This window comes from Anaerospora sp., assembly GCF_032013335.1.
GTDB lineage: Bacteria > Bacillota > Negativicutes > Sporomusales > DSM-15969 > Anaerospora.
In genome coordinates this window covers 1-21,272 of record NZ_DALZUO010000044.1, presented here as the reverse complement: position 1 = coordinate 21,272, position 21,272 = coordinate 1, and the positions used below count along the sequence as shown (strand labels likewise).

The 21,272-nt window shown below is 44.5% G+C and carries 20 protein-coding genes and 1 tRNA gene; 1 reads left to right on the top strand and 20 read right to left on the bottom strand.

Annotated elements, in window-relative coordinates:
* Positions 1 to 268 precede the first annotated feature (268 nt).
* The 20 genes from RTR76_RS20350 to RTR76_RS20255 form a co-directional block, all read right to left on the bottom strand.
* Positions 269 to 931 carry a hypothetical protein gene (locus RTR76_RS20350; RefSeq protein WP_312524421.1) on the bottom strand — a complete coding sequence of 221 codons (663 nt, stop codon included), beginning with the start codon at positions 929 to 931 and terminating at the stop codon, positions 269 to 271.
* A gap of 69 nt (positions 932 to 1,000) precedes the next feature.
* Entirely contained in the window at positions 1,001 to 1,288 is a 288-nt protein-coding gene (locus tag RTR76_RS20345) for a pro-sigmaK processing inhibitor BofA family protein (protein WP_312524419.1), read from the bottom strand.
* Between the two features lie 106 nt (positions 1,289 to 1,394).
* Complete coding sequence (locus RTR76_RS20340) at positions 1,395 to 1,658, bottom strand: DUF2508 family protein (RefSeq protein WP_312524417.1); 264 nt, start codon at positions 1,656 to 1,658, stop codon at positions 1,395 to 1,397.
* Between the two features lie 164 nt (positions 1,659 to 1,822).
* Entirely contained in the window at positions 1,823 to 2,119 is a 297-nt protein-coding gene (locus RTR76_RS20335) for a DUF2508 family protein (protein ID WP_312524415.1), read from the bottom strand.
* An 85-nt stretch (positions 2,120 to 2,204) separates the two neighbouring features.
* The gene (recR, locus tag RTR76_RS20330) at positions 2,205 to 2,801 is read right to left on the bottom strand and encodes a recombination mediator RecR (RefSeq protein ID WP_312524413.1); all 597 of its coding nucleotides are present in this window, start codon (positions 2,799 to 2,801) and stop codon (positions 2,205 to 2,207) included.
* A 4-nt stretch (positions 2,802 to 2,805) separates the two neighbouring features.
* The gene (locus RTR76_RS20325) at positions 2,806 to 3,132 is read right to left on the bottom strand and encodes a YbaB/EbfC family nucleoid-associated protein (RefSeq protein WP_312524411.1); all 327 of its coding nucleotides are present in this window, start codon (positions 3,130 to 3,132) and stop codon (positions 2,806 to 2,808) included.
* 36 nt (positions 3,133 to 3,168) lie between these two features.
* A complete protein-coding gene (gene dnaX, locus RTR76_RS20320) occupies positions 3,169 to 4,863 on the bottom strand; it encodes a DNA polymerase III subunit gamma/tau (RefSeq protein ID WP_312524410.1) in 1,695 nt (564 codons plus the stop codon).
* A 547-nt stretch (positions 4,864 to 5,410) separates the two neighbouring features.
* A tRNA-Ser gene (locus RTR76_RS20315) sits at positions 5,411 to 5,500 on the bottom strand.
* A 206-nt stretch (positions 5,501 to 5,706) separates the two neighbouring features.
* The gene (locus tag RTR76_RS20310) at positions 5,707 to 6,873 is read right to left on the bottom strand and encodes a M20 family metallopeptidase (protein ID WP_312524409.1); all 1,167 of its coding nucleotides are present in this window, start codon (positions 6,871 to 6,873) and stop codon (positions 5,707 to 5,709) included.
* Positions 6,874 to 6,886: 13 nt separating this feature from the next.
* Entirely contained in the window at positions 6,887 to 7,738 is an 852-nt protein-coding gene (locus tag RTR76_RS20305; protein ID WP_312524407.1) for a methyl-accepting chemotaxis protein, read from the bottom strand.
* Between the two features lie 149 nt (positions 7,739 to 7,887).
* Entirely contained in the window at positions 7,888 to 8,265 is a 378-nt protein-coding gene (locus RTR76_RS20300) for a RidA family protein (protein WP_312524405.1), read from the bottom strand.
* A gap of 46 nt (positions 8,266 to 8,311) precedes the next feature.
* Entirely contained in the window at positions 8,312 to 11,818 is a 3,507-nt protein-coding gene (gene nifJ / locus RTR76_RS20295) for a pyruvate:ferredoxin (flavodoxin) oxidoreductase (RefSeq protein ID WP_312524425.1), read from the bottom strand.
* Positions 11,819 to 11,950: 132 nt separating this feature from the next.
* The gene (locus RTR76_RS20290) at positions 11,951 to 12,460 is read right to left on the bottom strand and encodes a nucleoside recognition domain-containing protein (protein WP_312524404.1); all 510 of its coding nucleotides are present in this window, start codon (positions 12,458 to 12,460) and stop codon (positions 11,951 to 11,953) included.
* Positions 12,453 to 13,112, bottom strand: coding sequence for a nucleoside recognition domain-containing protein (locus RTR76_RS20285; RefSeq protein ID WP_312524402.1), 660 nt, complete (start codon positions 13,110 to 13,112; stop codon positions 12,453 to 12,455). Before RTR76_RS20285 ends, RTR76_RS20290 begins: the two co-directional genes overlap by 8 nt.
* Before the next feature lie 63 nt (positions 13,113 to 13,175).
* Positions 13,176 to 14,342: a M20 family metallopeptidase gene (locus tag RTR76_RS20280; RefSeq protein WP_312524400.1), complete on the bottom strand. Its 1,167-nt coding sequence runs from the start codon at positions 14,340 to 14,342 to the stop codon at positions 13,176 to 13,178.
* A gap of 225 nt (positions 14,343 to 14,567) precedes the next feature.
* The gene (locus RTR76_RS20275; RefSeq protein ID WP_312524398.1) at positions 14,568 to 15,473 is read right to left on the bottom strand and encodes a glycyl-radical enzyme activating protein; all 906 of its coding nucleotides are present in this window, start codon (positions 15,471 to 15,473) and stop codon (positions 14,568 to 14,570) included.
* A complete protein-coding gene (locus tag RTR76_RS20270; protein WP_312524396.1) occupies positions 15,460 to 17,832 on the bottom strand; it encodes a glycyl radical protein in 2,373 nt (790 codons plus the stop codon). The genes RTR76_RS20275 and RTR76_RS20270 overlap by 14 nt, the downstream gene beginning before the upstream one ends.
* Before the next feature lie 132 nt (positions 17,833 to 17,964).
* Entirely contained in the window at positions 17,965 to 18,624 is a 660-nt protein-coding gene (locus tag RTR76_RS20265) for a GntR family transcriptional regulator (RefSeq protein WP_312524394.1), read from the bottom strand.
* 146 nt (positions 18,625 to 18,770) lie between these two features.
* Positions 18,771 to 19,532 carry an N-acetyltransferase gene (locus RTR76_RS20260; RefSeq protein ID WP_312524392.1) on the bottom strand — a complete coding sequence of 254 codons (762 nt, stop codon included), beginning with the start codon at positions 19,530 to 19,532 and terminating at the stop codon, positions 18,771 to 18,773.
* Between the two features lie 280 nt (positions 19,533 to 19,812).
* The gene (locus RTR76_RS20255) at positions 19,813 to 20,670 is read right to left on the bottom strand and encodes an MBL fold metallo-hydrolase (protein ID WP_312524390.1); all 858 of its coding nucleotides are present in this window, start codon (positions 20,668 to 20,670) and stop codon (positions 19,813 to 19,815) included.
* 186 nt (positions 20,671 to 20,856) lie between these two features.
* Here RTR76_RS20255 and RTR76_RS20250 point away from each other — a divergent pair, with 186 nt between their 5' ends.
* Positions 20,857 to 21,213: a helix-turn-helix domain-containing protein gene (locus tag RTR76_RS20250; protein WP_312524423.1), complete on the top strand. Its 357-nt coding sequence runs from the start codon at positions 20,857 to 20,859 to the stop codon at positions 21,211 to 21,213.
* The last annotated feature ends 59 nt before the right edge of the window (positions 21,214 to 21,272 follow it).

The window sequence follows — 21,272 nt, the reverse complement described above, 5'->3', positions numbered from 1 at the left end:
GTGACAGCTTATTTATGTTAACATAACCATTTTGTTTTGTCAACATCTTTTTTTCATAATGTTTCGTTGTACTGATCTTTCAATCACATTACTTCCAGAACATTACCACCGCATCTCCTGCGGTAAGTAATACTATATCATAACTACTCAATTATGTACAACCAGGCCAATACCGGAAATAGGCACACCACCTTGATTTGTCCCACAAATGTTAATATATGCTTCCTTATGCTTAGATATACACCCAAATTCACTATTACGGATTTTTTTACCAAAATGTTCGCGGCATGATACGCTCCAACGAACGAATAGGTGCTCCTATACAATCCACAGCTCCGATTTTCTCGGCAATCTCCTTGACTGCAGATGTGGCTATCATAGGTAGGTTTAGTATTTGGGCCGCTTCATAGACACCGCGAGCACCGTTCTGCACAATTTCGACCGTTGTTTCTTCCGCCATGTGTGTATTATTCAATAATGCATCCACTCGCCCCAGCGTTTTCACATAGTCGACAATATCCTCAACGCTTGCAGTAAAAGGCCGCGACATATTAATGACGCCAATGATAGTTAGCCAGGGGTTTTCATTCGCTCCTTCAATCAGATTGAAAATAGCCGCGCCATGAACACCATAGCCTATATCAAGGATAATATTACCCGGACGCCTGAGCGCCCATCTCATTGAACCTTTTATTGTGTTCCCTGCTTCGCCTAAGCCAACAGTGTCCCGGGTTTCCCAGGCATCGACCGTTATTCCCATTGCTTCTAGTTCCCGTTTAATAGGTCTGATCGTATAACAAGGCTCCACCGTATCCAAATCCACTAACGTTACCGGCAATCCGTTCCGGCAGAGTTTAATTGCCCGATTTACCGCATTCTCACTTTTACCACTGGCATATTCCCCTACATAAGCCTCAATAATCAGGCTCATATTAACCCCCTTGTCCATACGAAAAGCTCGTCAATCAAAGACCAATACCTGTCGCAGGCTAGTAAAATATTAGACAATGAATATTTTAAACAAAATCAGCAAAATAACTCCCGGCAATCCAAGAAAGCCAGCAATTAATGCCGTCAAAGGATTAATTGCAATCATAAACCCAACATGACTGCCAATAAAGTTTACTGCCCATAGCATAACGCCACCAATCAAGCCATTATAAATCAATCTAAAAATCAATTTTATCGGCATAAAGAACATACGCCCTATGATATAAAGCAGGATGATTCCAAATACATACGCAATAGCAATAGTCATATCACCAGATAGTCCACCAATGGCAGGCATGAGCATTCTCCTCTCGCACGTATAATATTTATACTTACTTCAATATATACGACGCCCGTCCTGCTTATGCCAAAAAAATAATGAAGCTGTCCAGCTTCATTACAAGTTAAAATTGCGCATTACCATAAGGAGAATAATAAAAATTTTCCTGCCTTGCCTTTTTAAGAAAATAAATATAGCGCCGCTCGGCTGCTAAAATCATATAACTTGCTGAGTCAATTAAATCTTCATTATCAGGTGAAGTACGAAATGCTTCTTGCGCTAAGCACCAGTCCTGCTTGGCTTGCTCAATAAGCTTCTCCAGCGGCACTTCAGCTGGCTTCAAATTCGAGCTGTCAATAAATAGCCAGGATAACCATTCCATCGCCATATCTGCACCTCCTTGGTACATGTATACGGCATTTGCCCGTAATTATGATAAATTCTCTGTAGTAAAACAACAACAGGGCTCATCACCCTGCTATTATCATTAAAACGTAAGTTATTATGTCCCAGTATTATAGAAAGTAGCGTATTAATATGAGACCTGGCGGCTTAATGCTCTGAAGTTGTGTATTTAGAATTGACAATACCCTCAGCACGAGCTCTTTTCATCAAATATATATATTTCTTTTCAGCAGCCTGAATCATATAAGCAGCGTGATCTATCAAGTCCTTATCGGTAACTGTATTGTAGTAATCCTGCGCGTCCTGCCACTCACGACGCGCCTGCTCAATACTCTCTGGCAGCGACATTTCTGCTGAGTGGTTTTTTTCCCGCTCATTTTCCATTAAACCACTAACCATCTTACCGCCGGCAGTTATGATATTCATCCATGGTGCATTCATCATGATCCCCTCCTGATGGTTATTATTCCCATGCAGAAAGGACATTAAACATAAAAGACCTGGTTTGCACCAAGTCTTTCAACATTTTCTATAACTCGCGCCGATTTTCCACCGCTTTGGCCAGTGTCACTTCATCAACATACTCAATATCACCACCAACGGGTAATCCATGAGCAATGCGGGTCGCTTTCACACCAAGGGGTTTCAATAGACGCGCCAGATACATAGCTGTAGCCTCACCTTCTACATCCGGATCGGTAGCCATGATGACTTCTCTTATATTACCAGTTTGCAATCTCTGCAACAGTTCTTTAATTCGTATATCTTCAGGGCCTATGCCGTCCAACGGTGATAACGCGCCATGTAATACATGATAAAGGCCACGGTAATCGCGTGAACGCTCAATTGCCGCAACTGCCCGCGGTTCTTCGACAACACAGATTACCGTATTGTCTCTACTCTGGGCCTGACATATTTTGCAGGGATCAGTATCAGTGAAATTATAGCACACTGAGCAATACCCAATTTTATCTTTGGCCTCAACAATTGCATGGACCAAAGCTTGAGCCTGACCTTTTTCCATTTCAAGCACATAGTAAGCAAGACGGGTTGCAGACTTCGGCCCGATTCCCGGTAAACGGCGAAATTGTTCCACCAGTTTGGCTAACGGAGCTACATGTTGCATAGAATTAGAACATTCCAGGCGGCAGATTCATTCCACCAGTCAACTTGCCCATTTCCTGCGCCATCATATCATCAACTTTTTTCAGCGCCTCATTGACAGCTGCAGCAACAAGGTCTTCCAGCATTTCCACATCTTCCGGATCAACAGCGGTAGGCGCAATTTTAAGCGAAACGATTTGCTTTTCACCATTAATAACAACCTTTACAGCACCGCCGCCGGCTGTAGATTCCAGTGTACGGGTTTTCAACTCTTCTTGCATCTTAGACATATCGGCTTGCAGCTTCTGAACTTTCTTCATCATACCTGCCATATTGCCCATGTTGCCAAACATATAGTAAATCCTCCCTTATTTATGGCAAAAGCCATTTTATTCTTCCTGTATAATTTTCCCGCCAAACATTTGAATCGCTTGGCGAAGAACAGGATGATTCTGATCAGACTGCGTCGTATTGACTGCAGACACCGGAGCACTGACAGGAGCAGGTGTCTCCTTCTTAGCTGCTGGCGCAGTCGCAGCTGCCCCTAGTACACATTGAAGCCGCACTTGCTGTCCACTGACTTGAGCCAGGCCCTTTTCAATCAGCATCCGGAAATCGTCTTTTTCTGTGCGATCTTTAGCAAACTGGCTGGTAAAGCGAACCGTTGCCGTCTTGTCATCTAAAGAAACCAGCTGTCCTTGTGATACACAGGCATGAACAGCGCGCTTACCTTCAGATACCAGCTGTTTGAGTACTGCATCCCATACTGCTTTTACATCACCAACAGGTACAGCCGCTTTATTAACTATGGGTTCGGCTTTAGGTGTTTCTACCGGAGTAGACTGTGGTACACCAGGCACCACGATCACCGGTTTTATCTCAGCTATTGGTGGACTAGCAGGTCTTGCAGCACTAATTGCAATCCCTCCACTAACAACACTACTCAGTCGAGATTCCAGCTGGGTAATTCGGTCGACTAAAGCAGACAGATCTTCACCACCGCTGCGGCGACAAGCAGATAGCAGCGTCATTTCGATCGTAATGCGTGGTTCAGGTGACCATTTTGTATCATTTGCCCCTTCATGCAGCATTTGAATGATCTGCACAAGCTCACTGTGAGTAAGTTTTGAACTTTGACCTGCCAACACTTCTTGACTATCACTATACCGGTCTACCCCCTCCAAATCAGGAGCAGCCTTATACAGCATCAGACTACGCATATGTAACGCTAATTCAATCAAAACCTGGCGGCCATCCTTGCCTAGCGTAATAATCTGTTCAAGATCCGTCAGGATTACCGGCGCATTCCGGTCAATTACTGCTTCTGCCATACGCCATACCCATTCATGGCCGATAAGACCCAGCAGTTGACGCACATCATTTGCCGTTACCGAGTCTGCTTCCAGACTGGCGCATTGATCCAAAATACTCAGCGCATCGCGCATTCCGCCATCTGCATGATTTGCAATGAGCCGGATAGCATCAGGTGCAATTTGAATATTACTTTTTTCCGCAACCATCGCCAAGCGCCCTTCAATTTCCCTGAGGCCAATGCGCCTAAAGTCATAGCGTTGACAGCGGGAGTGAATAGTTGCCGGTATCCGGTGAGGCTCGGTTGTAGCCAAGATAAAGACTACATGCCCTGGCGGCTCCTCTAGCGTCTTTAATAAAGCATTAAAGGCTTCGGTGGTCAGCATATGCACTTCGTCAATAATATATACTTTTTTTTGTCCCTCGACTGGTGCAAATTTAACAGTTTCCCGTAAATCACGTATTTCGTCAATCCCACGATTGGAGGCAGCATCTATTTCAAAAACATCCATTGAACTGCCGGCAGTAATACGCTCACAGGCAGCGCACTGATTACACGGACTAGGGGTCGGGCCGTGTATGCAGTTCAGCGCTTTTGCCAATATTTTGGCTGTACTCGTTTTGCCTGTACCTCGCGGACCGGCGAACAAGTACGCATGTGCAATCTTGCCGGTGGTAATGGCATTTTTCAGCGTTGTATTAATATGCTCCTGCCCGATAAGATTATCAAAATCCTGGGGCCGCCATTGACGGTACAATGCCAGATAAGCCATGTTCACACCCCCCTCTTATGCAATATTCCACACAAGGATTAGTATTTCCTTTTTCAATTACTCCTACAAAAAAACAGCCCCACGGCTGCATTATACTCTATTTTACAATATCAATTGATGATTAACGCGTAAGTTATTTTGGGTCACAATAACCGTCCCTATGACAGCGCTCAGCTTAGGCCGTTGAGAAAGCTCCATATACTAGGCGCGACGAGGACGCGAGCGAAGACAGTACATTGGGGTACGACAAGCGAGCGCCCGCAGTCGCAAATGCGAAATCCTTGGCGCTTTAGTGCCTTAGCATTTCGGCTTACCCCTTGCGGGTACAACGTAGATGGGGGGTTATCGACGGCCGACAACGTTTAAGGTCCGACCATGACAACCCCTCAGGCACCCTCGCGGCACATAGAAATTATCACTTACCGCTGCTTCCTTCCGGACCTGACGGGGTTCATGAGTTTCCATTGCGCAAGACCCAAGTGATTGCCATGGGCGGACCTTAAAAATAAATGGCCGCATATGACGGCCATTTTGTGTTAAGGATTTATGGCGGAGAGAGAGGGATTTGAACCCTCGGTACAGTTTCCCGTACACATGATTTCCAATCATGCTCCTTCAGCCGCTCGGACACCTCTCCATGCTTCCACACAACACTTCTAATATTGGATTGTTGCATCAGTTGCAAACGTTGTTTACAACCTCGACTGCGAATATCAGTATACCTTGTCCGTAACAAGTTGTCAATACTGTTATGGATGGAAATTATAGGATAATAAAACGAGCCTCCTATTATAGGGTAAATATAGTAGGAGGCTACCATTCATCTGCTCCTGATTGATAAACCTATTTTAAATTCAAATTGATTATACATGAGGCAAGCAACTTAGCCCGTTCAAACAGACTGTCCACTATCGCGAATTCTTCCGGACTATGATTTCTGCCGCCCTTCACACCCATAGCACAGACAGTCGGAACTCCAGCCAGTACACTGTAAGCTGAATCCGAACCGCCGCCGACCAGCTTGGCATAAGGATTTCCTAGCTCCATTTCTTCATACGTCTTTTTAACAATAGAAAAAAGTTCATCTCCTTCCCTCGTTCTTTTCATTGGTGCTATACCAGGTATCTCATTTATTACGGTAATAGTGTCAGGGACATAAGCCTTAGCGGCTACCTCCTGCATTTGTCGGCGAATTTCCGGCAATAAAGCAGGTTCAAGATACCGGACATCAACAATGATTTTAGCATATCCCGGTACTGCATTTGGCACTGTTCCGCCTTGAATGACTCCTACATTATAGGTTGTACCGGTCTTCCAGTTTGTCAAATTCTGAATAGCAATTACTTTATGGGCGATTTCCAAAATAGCACTACGGCCGTTTTCCGGTTCATTACCGGCATGGACAGCAACACCTTTAACTTCAAGCTCAAAAAGTGCCGTTCCTTTACGCCCGACAACAATAGCGTCATCGGTAAAACCCGTCTCACAGTTAAATGCCGCTGCCGCTCCCCGTGCTTCTGCCACAAACAGTTCTGCAGCATTGGAATTCACATGAGCTACCTCTTCATCACCGGCCAGAATCATCTTCAGCGGCCGCTCGTCGTACCCTGCCGCCTGTAATGCTTTCATGGCATATAGAGCAGCCACAATCCCGCCCTTCATATCGAGGACCCCTGGCCCATAAGCGATACCGTCACGAATGGCAAATGGCCTGTTAGCAGTAGTCCCTACTGGAAAAACGGTATCCATATGGCCAAGAAGCAGTACCTTCGATTTTTTTCTGTCGGCACCAAGCTCACCGATTAACATGTTGCCAGCCTGCTCCAGCTGAATAATCCGGGTAGCTCCCCCTTCACTTGCCAGGATTTGCTGGATCCTGCCAGCGACAGCATCGATTCCCGGCTTATGCTTCGAACCGCTTTCCAGGTTAACGAGTTCTTGCCATAGTGCCAGCATTTCCTCCCGGTGTTCATCGATAAACTGAAAAGCCTGCTTTTTCCGTCCGTCCATATACTTCACCTGCCTATTCTTCTTTCGCCATTGAAAGTAGTCTTTGACCAACGTACTGCAATGTAATTACCCGTTCAGTAATAGCCTCTGTCGCCTTTGCCTGTTCCTGGGTAATCCCTGCAGTCTGTCTGGTATGATCAATAACCTGTTCCATGGAAGTCTTTAAATCCCTAAGAGTAGTCTGAATGTCTTTTGCAGAACGATGGCTCTGATCGGAAAGCTTGCGAACCTCTTCGGCTACAACAGCAAACCCCCTGCCGTGCTCACCCACTCTGGCGGCCTCAATAGCGGCATTCAGACCAAGCAGATTTGTCTGTCCAGCGATCTGCTGAATCATTGCGATGACCGAATCAGTATTATTGACATTAGCCGACACATGATCCGTCAAATCTGCGACTTCATGCATTGTAGCAGCCAGGTCTTCGTGTGATGCGTTCAGTTCCTCAATAGTAGCTGCAATAGTGTTAATCGCATCGCTGACCTGCTGCGCCTGCTCATGCAGCAGGTTCTTGTTCTCCACAGCCTGCAACTCCCATCGGAAAAGACCTGTGGCAATTTTGGCAATAGGCTTGGAATAAATAGGGTCTCCTCCTATTCCAAAGCTGCCAACCCATTCATTCTTATATATGATTGGCAGGTGAACGCCCATTTTCATAGTTCCACCCGAAAGTTCTTCATCCTCAGCGGTTACGACGCGGCCTTCCAGCTTCTCTGTAAGCACCTTTTGAGAACCGCTGTGAGCTTTCCCTACGCGGGAAGCATCTCTTGCTGCGATGATGGTGCCTGTATGATCACAAATTACCGCACTAAGCTCTGTTTCCTGGAAAATAAAATTCATAATCTTATTGGCAAGTATTTTATCCAAGTCCATCCTCCTCAGCTAAAACCTCTTAACTATCTTTTGCCTATCATTGCATAAAGCGTCAGGGAAGAAAGCGTTTATTCCGCTTCTTCCCTCACACAAGAGCAAAACATTTAATTTAGCTTAAAAAATAAGTATCTAACGATTTTAGACTATAGATAGGCAATGGTTTCAATCTCAACAGAAACATCTTTAGGTAATCGTGCTACCTGAACGCAGCTTCTGGCTGGAGCGGCATGGGGGAAAAATTCGCCGTATACTTGATTGACGCTTGGAAAATCATTCATATCTGTAAGGAATACGGTGGCTTTCACCACATTTTCCAAGCCTATATTTTGCGTTTGCAAAATCGCAATAATATTTTTAATAGCCTGTCTGGTCTGTGCAGCAACATCACCGACTACAACTTCCCCCGTAGCGGGATCAACCGGAATCTGTCCGGAAACAAACAGCAGCCCTCCTGTTTTAATTGCCTGTGAGTAAGGTCCTATTGCTGCCGGAGCCTTATTGGTGGTAACAACACTCTTCATTGATTCCATTCCTCCTATTTAAGCTGACATTAGCGCAGCTCGATCATTATTGATTTGCCAACGCCTTATATTTCGCAAGTTTCTCTTTTGCATCTTGCTCCGTTTTAGCAAACAGCGCTTCAGCGGCATCAGGGAATTGCTGTAATAGTGAGGAATACCGCACTTCACCCAGCAAGAACTCTTTAAAATCCATCGAAGGTTCCTTTGAATCCATCTTGAAGGGATTCTCACCTGCAGCTGTTAGCTGAGGATTATAGCGATACATCGCCCAATAGCCGCTGTCTACTGCCCGTTTAGCTTCCAATTGGCTGCAGCCCATACCAACTTTCAGTCCGTGGTTGATGCAGGGCGAATAAGCGATGATCAATGATGGCCCCGGATAAGCCTCTGCTTCGGCAATCGCTTTTAAGGTTTGGTTTTTATCGGCACCCATGGCAATTTGCGCCACGTAAACATACCCATAGCTCATGGCAATCATGCCGAGGTCCTTCTTCTTGGTCTTTTTACCGCTTGCAGCAAATTTAGCAATTGCGGCAGTCGGAGTAGCTTTGGAAGACTGACCGCCCGTGTTGGAATACACTTCGGTATCAAATACTAGAATATTAACATCTTCTCCTGAAGCTAAAACATGATCCAAGCCACCGAAGCCAATGTCATAGGCCCAGCCGTCACCGCCAAAAATCCATTGCGACCGTTTTACAAGGAAGTCCCGGTTTTTGTAGATCTCATTAAGCAGGGGATCTTCGCCTTTGATCTGACTTAGCTCACTGATCAGCTTATCCGCTCTTGCCCGGCTGCCTTCTCCCCGATCCATGTTCGCCAGCCAGTCTTCGCAGGCAGCTTTGAAATCTTCTCCAAGATCTAATTGCGCAGCCTTCTCAATAGCAAGTGCAACTTGCTTTCTAAGCTGCTTGCCGGCCATCAGCATACCTAAGCCAAACTCGGCATTATCCTCAAATAAGGAGTTCCCCCAAGCCGGTCCATGCCCGCGATGGTTAGTCGTGTATGGCAATGAAGGAACGCTGTCGGCCCAAACTGATGAACAGCCCGTAGCATTGGCAATCATCATCCGTTCACCATATAATTGTGTCACCAGCTTGGCATACGGCGTTTCCCCACAGCCGGCACATGCACCGGAAAATTCCAGCAGAGGCTGCTCAAATTGGCTCCCCTTTACTGTAAAAGCGTTCATTGGGTTAGCCTTTGGAGTAACTGAGACCGCGTAGTTCCATTGTTCGGCCTGCAGCAATTGGGTGTCCAATGGTTTCATTATCAGGGCCTTTTCCTTAGCAGGGCAAACTTGAGCGCAGTTACCGCACCCGGTACAATCGTAAGGCGAGACTGCCATAACAAAGGATAACTCTTTCTGTCCAATGCAAGGCTTTGTCTGCAAACCGGCAGGTGCCTGCTGTTTTTCTGTCTCATTGAATAGTACCGGTCTGATTGCCGCATGGGGACAAACATACGAACACTGATTACACTGAATACATTTTTCTGCCTGCCACTCGGGCACCTCAATCGCAATACCCCGTTTTTCATAGGCAGCCGTTCCCATGGGGTATGAGCCGTCCTCCAGTCCAATAAATGCACTTACCGGCAGCTTATCGCCTTCCTGGCGGTTCATAGGAATTAGGATATCTTTAATAAATGCCGGAACATCCTTGCCGGACATTTCTGTGTCTTGTGCCTCTTGCCATGACGCAGGAACAATTACCTTCACGATAGAGGCAATTCCCTGATCAACGGCAGCATGATTCATGGCAACCACTTTTTCGCCTTTTTTGCCATAGGATTTTTTAATTGCGTCTTTCAGGTATTTTACAGCCTCTTCTTCCGGGATAATGCCGGCGATTTTGAAGAACGCTGCCTGCATAATCATGTTAATCCTTCCGCCAAGACCCAGTTGCTGCGCAATCGCTACCGCATCAATTATGTACATTGCTATGTTGTTCGCAGCAAGATATCGTTTCATTGCTGCCGGCAAATTCTGCTCAAGCTCGTCTTTGCTCCATTGGCAGTTTAACAGAAAGCTGCCGCCGGGCTTTAGCCCTTCCAGGACATTGTAGTTATAAACATAGGACTGATTATGACAGGCGATAAAATCAGCCTTATTAATCAAATAGGGAGATTTAATCGGTTTTTGTCCAAAGCGCAAATGAGAAATGGTAACTCCGCCTGATTTTTTTGCATCATAGGCAAAATAAGCCTGAGCATACATATCAGTGTGATCACCAATAATTTTTATAGAATTCTTATTGGCACCGACAGTTCCGTCTGAGCCAATTCCCCAGAACTTACAAGCTTTGGTACCTGTAGCAGTCGTATCTATATCTGCACCGAACGGCAGCGAGGTATGGTTTACATCATCAATGATACCGACTGTAAAATTGTCCTGCGGCTTGTTGGCTTTTAAGCTTTCAAACACTCCATGAATATGGCTCGGTATTACATCTTTGCCGCCTACGCCACAGCGCCCGCCAACAATAACAGGCTGCCACTCTTTGCCGTAAAACGCGCTTTTCACATCGAGATAAAGCGGCTCCGCCAATGCTCCCATTTCTTTGGTTCTGTCCAGAACGGCAATTTTTTGCACAGTTTCCGGGATGTATTTAAAGAAATGCTCTAATGAAAACGGCCGGTAAAGATGTACCGTCAGCAAGCCGACTTTTTCGCCCTGAGCAGTAAGATAATCCACGACCTCTTCAATGGTTTCACACATAGATCCCATGGCAATAATCAACCGCTCTGCATCAGGCGCACCATAATAATTGAATAAATGGTATTCCCGGCCTGTTAATTTGCTGATTTCAGCCATATAATTTTCAACAATTGCCGGAATGTCCTGGTGGAAACGATTAGAAACTTCTCTTTGCTGGAAGTGAATATCGCTGCCTTGTACAGTGCCTTTCGTCAATGGGTGATCAGGATTGAGCGCCCGTTTTCTAAACGCATCCACATCGTCGCGGTCCAGCAGCCTATCCAATTCCTCATATTCAAGCACTTCAATTTTCTGAACTTCATGTGAAGTTCTAAATCCGTCAAAGAAATTGAGGAATGGCACCCGGCCCTTAATTGCCGCTAAATGCGCTACAGCGGACAAATCCATGACCTGCTGAACGCTGCTCTCGGCAAGCATGGCAAAACCTGTCTGTCTCGTGGCCATAACATCGGAATGATCACCAAAAATACTGATGGCATTGGCCCCAACTACACGGGCACTAACATGAAATACGCCAGGCAATAGTTCTCCGGCAATTTTATACATATTAGGAATCATCAGCAATAAACCTTGCGAGGCAGTATAGGTAGTAGTCAATGCACCAGCCTGCAGCGAACCGTGAACAGCACCGGCTGCACCGCCTTCCGACTGCATTTCCACAACCTCCACCGTTTGCCCGAACAGGTTCTTTTTACCCTGAGCAGCCCACTCGTCGACACTCTCCGCCATATTGGAAGACGGGGTAATAGGAAAAATCGCCGCTACATCGGTAAATGCGTAAGAGATGTAGGCTGCTGCTGTATTTCCGTCCATAGTCTGCATTTTTCTTTTCATATTCGTCATCGATCCTCTCTCATCTGGAATGAAATACTTATTGCTTGCTACTTACTCGCAACTCTAATACCAGGGGGGCAGGCTTGCCCGGCTTAGCAACCGCAATTCTGCCCCCTTCCATTTTTATTGAAATTATCCGTTTAGTCCCATAACATTTATCACTATTCTGGTTAATATCATAACAACAGCAGCATCTACAAGTGGAACACATATGAGCAGTGAATGCCATTTGCGATCTACATTGGAAACAATTACAATACGGACAAAGTGTCCAATAAGCGTCCCCATCGTTACGCACGCCGGAAATAAGATTGTCGCTTGGGCAGCCGTTATTATCCCTTTGGAATACAGGGTAGCTGCAGTAGCACATCCCGCCGCTTTGGCAAAAAAAGCAGCAACTAAAGCAAACACGGCCTCACCCGGCAGACCAAACAGAATCATCACCGGCTCTAAAATTTGACCGACACTCTTCATTAATCCGGTAATATCCAGAAACTGAATCAGTACATATGCCAAGACCATAGCTGGCGCAATCATTTCTGCGCCGATATAAAACCCTTTTTTAGCTCCTGCCACAAATTCTTCTACTATACTGGGCTTAATCTTTTTTAAATCCATACCTGCAGCAGTTTGATTAGCCATTTATTCCGCTCCCTTCAACCCTTCTTTTAGAAATAAGCCATTTTAGATAGAACCGGACTAAATTGGCCCCCATGACTTTAACAACAAAGATTAGACCAATAATGATTCCCACCGGCAAAACACTAATCGGCAGCAGGGCTGCACCAGTACCGAATGTATTGGTCACCGGCGCAGACCCGGCATATTGATAGGCAACAAAAATAGTTCGCTCTTCTTCGGTCATCATTTTATCTTCCACTAATCCTTTTGTCATGACTGCCGCTACATCAGAACTGGTTAAGCTGCTGACAAAGGCCAGTCCAGTGGCACCGGGCAGTCCCATAAAAGGCTTTAAAATAGGGCGAAACACCACTTCAGCTGCCCGCAAAGCGCCAAGCGACTCAGCAACCTGAATACAGCCAAGCGCAAACATCAGAGTTGGGAACAACGTCAAGGCAAACATGAATCCATCACGTGCCCCAGTGCCGCCTTTTCCGGTAAAAATTACCCCTTTGGCAACCTGGCCGAAGTCGCCTGTAAGCACTTGAAAATCCAACGCCCGTAAAGGACCATCCATCTTGGCAAATACACCGGAGAAAGAAATAAGCAAGATGATTAATGATAGCCAGCCTTTCCATGTAACCTTGTACTTTTCCTGATTTTCTTCTGCCATAAGATCTCCTCCTGATTAGTTAAACTATCTATCGTAAAGACCCTTAATCAAAATCTGTCAATTTTACAGGTTGTCCAGTTTAAGCACACAATCAACCATCAGCTTAGCTCTTTCAAATAGGCTCTCTACCTGGGCAAATTCCTCAGGACTGTGATTGCGCCCGCCTTTTACTCCCATTGCGCACACAGTCGGTACTCCTGCCAGAACAGAATATGCCGAATCAGATGCGCCACCCACACGTTTGGCATAAGGAGTGCCAAAGCCGTTTTCTTCATACGCTTGTTTTACAACTTCAAATAATTGCAGAACCCCGTCCGTTGTTTTCATCGGCTTAATACCATGCATATAAGTGACCACACCAGTGGTGCCCTCAACCGATACGTTAGCAGCAACCTGTTCAAGCTGCTTCATAATGCCTGGCAGGTCATCCGGGTCCTTATAGCGGACATCAATTAAAATCTTTGCATAATCAGGAACAGCTGTGGATGTTGTGCCACCTTGCATTACTCCTACGTTGAAGCTGATGCCTTTTTCCCAGTCCGTTAATTTTTGTACGGCAATAATCTTATGAGCTATTTCCAAAATAGCACTCCGGCCGTTTTCCGGATCATTTCCCGCATGAGCAGCAGTACCTTTCACTTCCAGCATTATTTGTGCAACGCCTTTACGGCCGACAACGATTCCGTCATCAACAAAGCCTGTCTCAACATTGAAGGCTGCAGCGTAGCCTGCTGCTTCTTTAAGAAAAACATCAGGCGCAGTCGAGTGAGCGTGTAATACCTCTTCATCTCCGGCAAGAAGCACTTTCAGCGCGCATGAGTCATAGCCCGCTGCCCGTAAAGCCTTTATTGCATAAATAGCAGATACAATACCGCCTTTCATATCAAGGACACCCGGCCCGTAAGCGATACCATCCTTTATGGTAAAAGGCCGTTCTTTAATTGCACCGGCCGGAATGGCCGTGTCCATATGTCCTATAAAGATTACACCCGGTTTTGGCTGTTTCCCCTCAAATTCAGCAATTAACATGCTGCCGGCTTTTTCGAACTCTACCAAACGGGAAGCTGCCCCTTCTTGATCTAATATCTGTTTGAAGCGTGCAGCTACCTTATCAATTCCTTCTTTTTCATGAGGACCACTTTCCATACTAACAATTTCTTCCCACAGTGATACCATTTCCTCACGATGCGCGTCTACAAACTGAAATGCTTTCTGCTTCTTGTCATTCATTCTTTACTTGTCCTCCTTAATACTTTTCTACTTTCTATATCTATCAGCACTCTGTTTAAGCACTGCTATAGAAAACCAAGATATCAGGTTTTTCAATATTTGAAAGGTGCGCTTAATTCTGTTAATTCCCTATTGAATAAATGGTGCTTCAAATGAACATATTTTTACTACTTCATTTAAAGCACCATTGCTTTATAATATAACATCCTGCTTTTTAATCTTATGCTACTTAAAATCCACAACTGGAATATTATAGTCCGCTATTATTTTTTTTAAATTATTAATTGTTGCCGCTTCAGGGGTTGTAAACTTACCGACTTGCGCTCCAACAGCCCGGTATTTGGACTCGCCAAAATCGTGATAAGGGAGGAGTTCCACTCCTTTAACGCCAGTATGGCTTGTAATAAACTCACACATCATATGGATGTTTTGCTCATTGGCATTCACTTCGGATATTAAGGGAACGCGGACAATGGTATACGGGTGAGCCCGGGATATACGGGCAATATTTTCTAAAATTTTGTCATTGCCCACCCCGGTCATTTCTCTATGGCGCACGTCATCCATGTGCTTGATATCGATAAAAACACAGTCTAGTAATTCGAAAATTTCTTCTACCTGCTCCCAGTCAAAATAGCCGCTGGTTTCAACAGCAGTATTAATTCCAATTCTGCTGCAGGCCGTTACAAGCTGCCGCAAAAATTCCGGCTGAGCAAATGGCTCTCCGCCGGAAAATGTCACTCCTCCGCCGGACTCACGATAAAAAACAGTATCCCTTTTAATTACCGCAAGGACATCGTCAACTGTCATGACAGACCCGATCAGTTTGCGCGCTCCTGCAGGACATACCTCGCAGCACCTGGTACTACAGCGGCATTTATCCCGGTCAAAGGAAGGAAAGGCATCACCCTTGGTGATTGCGCCTTCCTTACAAACCGTTAAGCAGCGGTTGCAGCCGATACATTTTTCCTCGAAGAACACTACTTCCGGATTACCTTTCCAGGATTCCGGGTTGGCACACCACTGACAGCGAAGCGGGCAGCCTTTTAGAAAAACAGTACTTCTAACCCCTTCGCCGTCATTTATCGACCACCGCTGAATCTGAAAGATAGTTCCGCTACATAGCTTCATAGGTAGTTCTTTCTATGATGGCATCCTGTGCTTCGCGGGAGAGGTTAACAAACTGTGTACTGTAGCCCGCTACTCTGACAAGCAAATCTCTATATTCTTCCGGTTGCTCCTGGGCTTTTCGCAGGGTTTCGGTAGAAACTACATTAAATTGAACATGAAAAGCACCTAAGGCAAAATACGCCCGAATCATCGAAGCCAAATTCTTCAGGTTTCGGTCTGATGCCAGAAGATCCGGCGACAGTTTAACATTCATCAAAGTACCGCCAGAATGAACATCATGGTTAATCTTGGCAACAGAGCGCATAGCCGCCGTTGGACTAGTCAAATCAGTTCCTGCATGCGGCGAAACTCCTTCGGTCAGCGGACTTTTGGCCTTTCTGCCATCCGGTGTCGCACCGATTATACTTCCAGCAGGAATATAGTTGGAAATACCCATAAAGGCTGAATTGAACGGTGAACCAAAGAAGTCTTTATACGCACGGACTTCCCTGTAGTAAAAATCACTGATCTCTACGGCAATATCATCAACATATTCATCATCATTGCCATATTTCGGGCAGGCCAGCACAGCCTTTCTCAGTTCTTCATAACCATTCCAGTCGGCATCCAGTGCTTTGTTGATTTGTTCTAGAGTGTATTTTTTATCTTCAAACACCAGCTTTTTGATAGCTGCCAACGAATTAGCGGAGTCAGCAATCCCGATACCGGTCAGGACCGGGCCAAGGTTATATTTAGCACCGCCTTTGCTAAGATCCTTTCCTTGCTCCATGCAGCCTTCGACAAGCATGGAAAGATACGGTCTTGGCACCATCTCGGAGTGAACCTGCTGAGCGGTAATAGAACCAATAACAGAGTGCTTAACTAAATAAGCAAGCTGCTTGAAAAAGGCCATCTTCACTGCTTCATAACTCACGAATTCAGAAGCAGGAACCTCCGTCAGGCCCATTTCTTTGCCGGTCAATCGGCTTTTTCCTTCATTTAGCGCATATTCAATAGCAGCCGCCAGGTTAATATTAACAGCCGATGTCCATTTACCAACTTTTCTAAAATGAGGTACTACGCAGCCGCAGTTATTCCAATCCCTCGCATCTTCGGGAGATAAGCCTTCTGCAAGCAGCATCGCCGAACCAACGCTGTCATTGTGCACCGCGGGGAATCCGGTACCAACCCGGATCAACCGGCAAACAGCAAGGAGAAACTCTTCCGGGCTGTCCGGGTGAATCCGGACACTCAGGCCAGGCTGATGTGTCTTTACATTTTCTGTTGCTTTCAGACACATATAGGAAAGTTCATTTGTTGCATCCCGGCCGCTTCTTGTTCTGCCACCGACAGTCAAATTCTGAAATGAATTATACCCGGCAAAAAACTTAGCCGTATTGCTGGAAATAGCCCATACCCATTCAGAGAGCTTAATCCAAAGCGCTTCGATCAATTCCTGGGCAGCCGCAGGCGTAATGGCACCCTTTTCCACATCTCCGGCATAATAAGGATACATGTATTGGTCAAACCTGCCCAAATTCAATGCCAGTGAATTTTCCGACAGAATTGAGCCAAGCTGAGTAAACCACACAGTTTGTATTGCTTCATGGAAGTTTTCCGGAGGATGCTCCGGCACCTTGCGGCAAACTTCAGCAATTGCCAGCAATTCTTTTTTCCGCTGCACATTTGTTTCAGTCTGACCCAGCTCCGCAGCCTTATCAGCATACCGCCCGGCAAGAGTAATAATTCCCTCACATACCAGGACAGCTGCATTGTAAAAATCGATTTTCTCCAAAGCTTGAGCGGAAGTAGGCTCTAAGCTCTGCAACTTGGCAAGAGCTTCTTGTTTTAGTCCGCCAAAACCCTTTTTAAAAATAATATCCTGATAATCAGCCGTAATTTCTCCGACTGCATTTCTCCACTTAGAATCATTGTCAATAATTCCGGTATCAATTAGAATTTTAGCGGTTTCCGGATTAATGCGTGATAAGAAGTTTTCTTCAAGCGACTTGCCACGCCAATACGGAAAAATCTTTTCACGCAATATTTGTTTGGTCTCTTCGTTAATGCAGTAAGGATCTTGTTCCCGGCTTTCGAAGGAATCCATTTCCTCCTCTACCCATTTCCAAGAATATTCAGGACAAATAACACCTGTCTTCAGAAACTCCCCAAGCGCTCCAACAATAAGCTCTCCTTGAAATACAGTAACGGGAATATTCTTGCACACAGCCAGAAACGCTTTAGCCCGGCGGACAATAACAGCTTCCCCTTCCGTGTTTTGATGTGACAGCGTAAAAGCTAATGCCCGATGAACACTAATGGACGGTTTTGCATCTAAATACGACTGTCTGAACTCTTCAATACGTGTAGTGGACATCATGACCCCTCCTCAAATTTCCGATACAGTCCCTATAGGATAGTATCGTTTTTTAATTTCGATTTTCGAAAATATACATTAGCCAAAGCTAACACAATTTTGTTTTGCCTTGGCAGATTTTTTATAATGCCTCATTTAACTTAAATATTCGGTCAAATTACTGCTGGCATCAGCCATATGCTTGCGCAATACCTTCTGAGCCCCTTTGATATTCCCCCTGGTACAGGCATCAAGCAATGCATAGTGTTCTTCCTGCGATTTCGTCTGGTAATGCAGTGTTGTTAAGTATAATCGCATATACCGTTCTACATTGTTATGCAAGTTTTGAATCAGCGAAAGTAATTTCGGCCTGTTTGCAGACCGATATAAAATTTCGTGAAACTGCCAGTTTAATTCACTCGAGCGATTGCTGTTGATTTCTTCATCTGCTCTCTTTAAAATAGCATCTGCTTCAGCCAAAACCGTTTTAGTCAGGTTTGGGATAGCTAATTCCAGGGCACCCAATTCCAGAAAAAGCCGGATATCAAATATCTCCTGCGCTTCAACTGCAGATAACTCGGTAACTACCGCCCCGCGATTGGGGTAAAAACGCACCAGCCCCTCTGCCTCCAAACTTTTCAAAGCTTCCCGCAAAGCACTCATGCTGACGCCAAATTTTGTAGCTAACTCTTCCTGCTTCAGTTGGACCCCTCCACTGAGTTCTCCTGCGAGAATAGACTCACGCAGAATATTCGTAATCACACCAGGCAATGTACGATAGGAGGTTTTTATTTGATTAGTGAAAAAATTACTCATGCTTTAACTATAAGATATTTTTCCAATTTTGGCAACTTCATTTTCGATTGTATTTTGTATACAATCGAAAATGAAGTTTGCAAAATTGGACTTGTTAATCACCTGACTTCGCTTTCACGCCATTGTTTGCAACCATGCAGGAGGTTTCATTTTTTGAGTATTCTTTTTAAGTAATCTACATCCAACAATAAATTCACTGTCTCAAAATTCCCTTTATAAAACACACCCCAGTTATTGAAAACACAAGGTAATTCCTTTGCCTTTTGTAGCGTATCTACTTGAATTAAAGATACAGGAATATCATTTATTTCACAATACTGTTTTATCATTTCAATATTTGGATAGACATAGGGGCATTGCATATCATAATAAATTGTTAACTCTTTGCTTTCAATTTTTAGGGTTTTAGCATTTTGTGCAAACTTTGGTGTTGTCCCGTCAAAAGAAAGTGCAAGCAATTCATATCCATTGTCGGTAGTATCAACAACCTTAAAGCCGAACTTTTGCGCAAATGATTGGTCAGTAAGCCATGCTTTTTGTTTCTTTGATCCGAGCATACAAATACCGGATTTCCCCCTTGCTTTGGCATCCGCTAAACAATACTCCAATAGTGATTTCCCATACCCTTTTCCTTTGTAACTACCAGAAACCCATAAGCAATACAGATAATAATAATTGTCACCAGTGAGGGGAACCCAAGCGGTTTCAAGAGGAGCATATTCAATAAAAACCGTAGCCCTTGCATTTAGCTTTCTAAAAACATGACCTTCATTTAGCCGACCAGAAAGCCATTGTCGCTTTGCCTCAATACCTTTATGGACCTTTTTACTGCGGATAATACAGCATAAATGCTCATTGACCAAGTTTTCTATTGTTAAATTTATAAAATCAGTATTCAAATTATCCATTCTACCACCTCACAAATCGTTCCAAATTCAAGTTGTCTTTTACCAACTATTCAAAACCACTACCAATATAACCTTATTAAACACTTCCTTCACTATCCCTCTTCCAAGAAATCGAGAAGTTTTCATTAAGCAGCGATATATAGGTTGACATTATCACAAGTTCAATACACTACTGTTTGAAAAATTTGTTTTTCCAGTGTTTTAACGTATAATATCAGTCCCAGGTATCGTGATGTCTGGCAAACGAAAGTACATTGGTTAGTTATAGACTCCTGCTTAACTACAGATCAATCCGTTCCACTTTGTGTCCTAAAAATTCCTCCAGCCTCTTATCGGAGTATTGGATATTGACGGTTTTATAGATATGCTGGTACCCGTGGCCTAGATGTCCCCTGGAAAACGGTTTATCCTTTACATAATTCTGCTGAAATTCTCCCGAAAAGCATTCGATATATGCGTCGACATAGTCCATTGTAATTGGATTCTGTCCATGGCTACTAAAAATATCATCGATATCCTGTTCTAGCCGTTTTATCTTTTTCCAGCTGTCCAGTGCCATAGAAAACGGAGCGTTTCTATCAGATTCGAAAAAGTAAATAATGACGTAATCACAAATCATATCTCCTGAAAAAAGTCTCTTTTTTGCCCTATCCAGCAGCATGATATGCCCATAAGAATGTCCCGGTGTAAATATCACCTCCAAAGCCTTTCCGCCCAAGTCAAACACTTCTCCATCTTTTATAAAATGCGGAGTCAGGACCCGGAGCAGGCTTTTCTCAGCAAATGCTTCGCTATCAAAACGTTCAAGGGCACCGGGGTTATTCTCTTTCAGAAATTTTACTCCCAACTCAGCCGCAAACTGTCTTTCATGCTTTGTATCAAAACCTATAATCTGGCCGTAGTCCGGCTGGTACAGCCATACATCTCCAAAGTATTCGCTTCCGTAACTGTGATCTGGATCGCCATGAGTCAATACCAGCATCACCGGCAAATCCGTTATACTTCTGATGATAGGCCTTATGTCCTCGAAACCAAAACCGGCGTCAATTAAGACCGCTTTCTTCTGCCCCAAGATAAGATAAAAATGCACAAGTCCAGCTTCAGTAATAACATATAAATCATCGTCCAGTTTTTGCACCTTACAGAAATCCCTTGATGTAATCACGATTATCACCTTTCTTTTAATAATGCTTTTGGTATCACTTTAATGCTCATACCCCTGGGTCTCATTTACACGTAAATATTATAATGTTACAATAAATATATCAAGTAGGATTATATTTAGTAGGTACTATCTTAAATGATAGTATGGAGGTGAAGAAGTATAAATAGCATCGACCTTGAAGACTGCCCAATTGCAATTGCGCAGAAAATAATAGGAGGGAAATGGGCTCTCCGGATACTACACAATTTAAGTACAGGAATGCTTCGCTTTGGAGAGTTGAATCGTCAAATGCCAGAATTAACACAAGCCACTTTAACTAAAGAACTCCGTAGGTTAGAGAGTTTCCATCTCATTAATAGAAAAGTGTACCCAGAGGTTCCACCGCGAGTAGAATATTCATTAACTGAAATGGGCTTGAAACTTTTGCCTGTTCTAAAAGAACTTGAAATATGGGGAGCTGAGTTTAAAAAACACAGTAAACAGCAAAAAAATACTCCCACGCAATCGATCCTTTAGCGCGAAAGCGCTTCTTAGCCGCACGCTCAAATATAAGCTGCGGTTCTTTTGTTGCCAAC

Bases quoted from the DNA above. Each gene is read 5' to 3' on its own strand.
- RTR76_RS20340 (WP_312524417.1), bottom strand. From the start codon at position 1,658: ATGGCGATGGAATGGTTATCCTGGCTATTTATTGACAGCTCGAATTTG.
- RTR76_RS20265 (WP_312524394.1), bottom strand. From the start codon at position 18,624: ATGAGTAATTTTTTCACTAATCAAATAAAAACCTCCTATCGTACATTG.
- dnaX (WP_312524410.1), bottom strand. From the start codon at position 4,863: ATGGCTTATCTGGCATTGTACCGTCAATGGCGGCCCCAGGATTTTGAT.
- RTR76_RS20325 (WP_312524411.1), bottom strand. From the start codon at position 3,132: ATGTTTGGCAACATGGGCAATATGGCAGGTATGATGAAGAAAGTTCAG.
- RTR76_RS20335 (WP_312524415.1), bottom strand. From the start codon at position 2,119: ATGATGAATGCACCATGGATGAATATCATAACTGCCGGCGGTAAGATG.
- recR (WP_312524413.1), bottom strand. From the start codon at position 2,801: ATGCAACATGTAGCTCCGTTAGCCAAACTGGTGGAACAATTTCGCCGT.
- RTR76_RS20310 (WP_312524409.1), bottom strand. From the start codon at position 6,873: ATGGACGGACGGAAAAAGCAGGCTTTTCAGTTTATCGATGAACACCGG.
- nifJ (WP_312524425.1), bottom strand. From the start codon at position 11,818: ATGAAAAGAAAAATGCAGACTATGGACGGAAATACAGCAGCAGCCTAC.
- RTR76_RS20280 (WP_312524400.1), bottom strand. From the start codon at position 14,342: ATGAATGACAAGAAGCAGAAAGCATTTCAGTTTGTAGACGCGCATCGT.
- RTR76_RS20285 (WP_312524402.1), bottom strand. From the start codon at position 13,112: ATGGCAGAAGAAAATCAGGAAAAGTACAAGGTTACATGGAAAGGCTGG.
- RTR76_RS20290 (WP_312524404.1), bottom strand. From the start codon at position 12,460: ATGGCTAATCAAACTGCTGCAGGTATGGATTTAAAAAAGATTAAGCCC.
- RTR76_RS20270 (WP_312524396.1), bottom strand. From the start codon at position 17,832: ATGATGTCCACTACACGTATTGAAGAGTTCAGACAGTCGTATTTAGAT.
- RTR76_RS20275 (WP_312524398.1), bottom strand. From the start codon at position 15,473: ATGAAGCTATGTAGCGGAACTATCTTTCAGATTCAGCGGTGGTCGATA.
- RTR76_RS20300 (WP_312524405.1), bottom strand. From the start codon at position 8,265: ATGAAGAGTGTTGTTACCACCAATAAGGCTCCGGCAGCAATAGGACCT.
- RTR76_RS20260 (WP_312524392.1), bottom strand. From the start codon at position 19,532: ATGGATAATTTGAATACTGATTTTATAAATTTAACAATAGAAAACTTG.
- RTR76_RS20345 (WP_312524419.1), bottom strand. From the start codon at position 1,288: ATGCCTGCCATTGGTGGACTATCTGGTGATATGACTATTGCTATTGCG.
- RTR76_RS20350 (WP_312524421.1), bottom strand. From the start codon at position 931: ATGAGCCTGATTATTGAGGCTTATGTAGGGGAATATGCCAGTGGTAAA.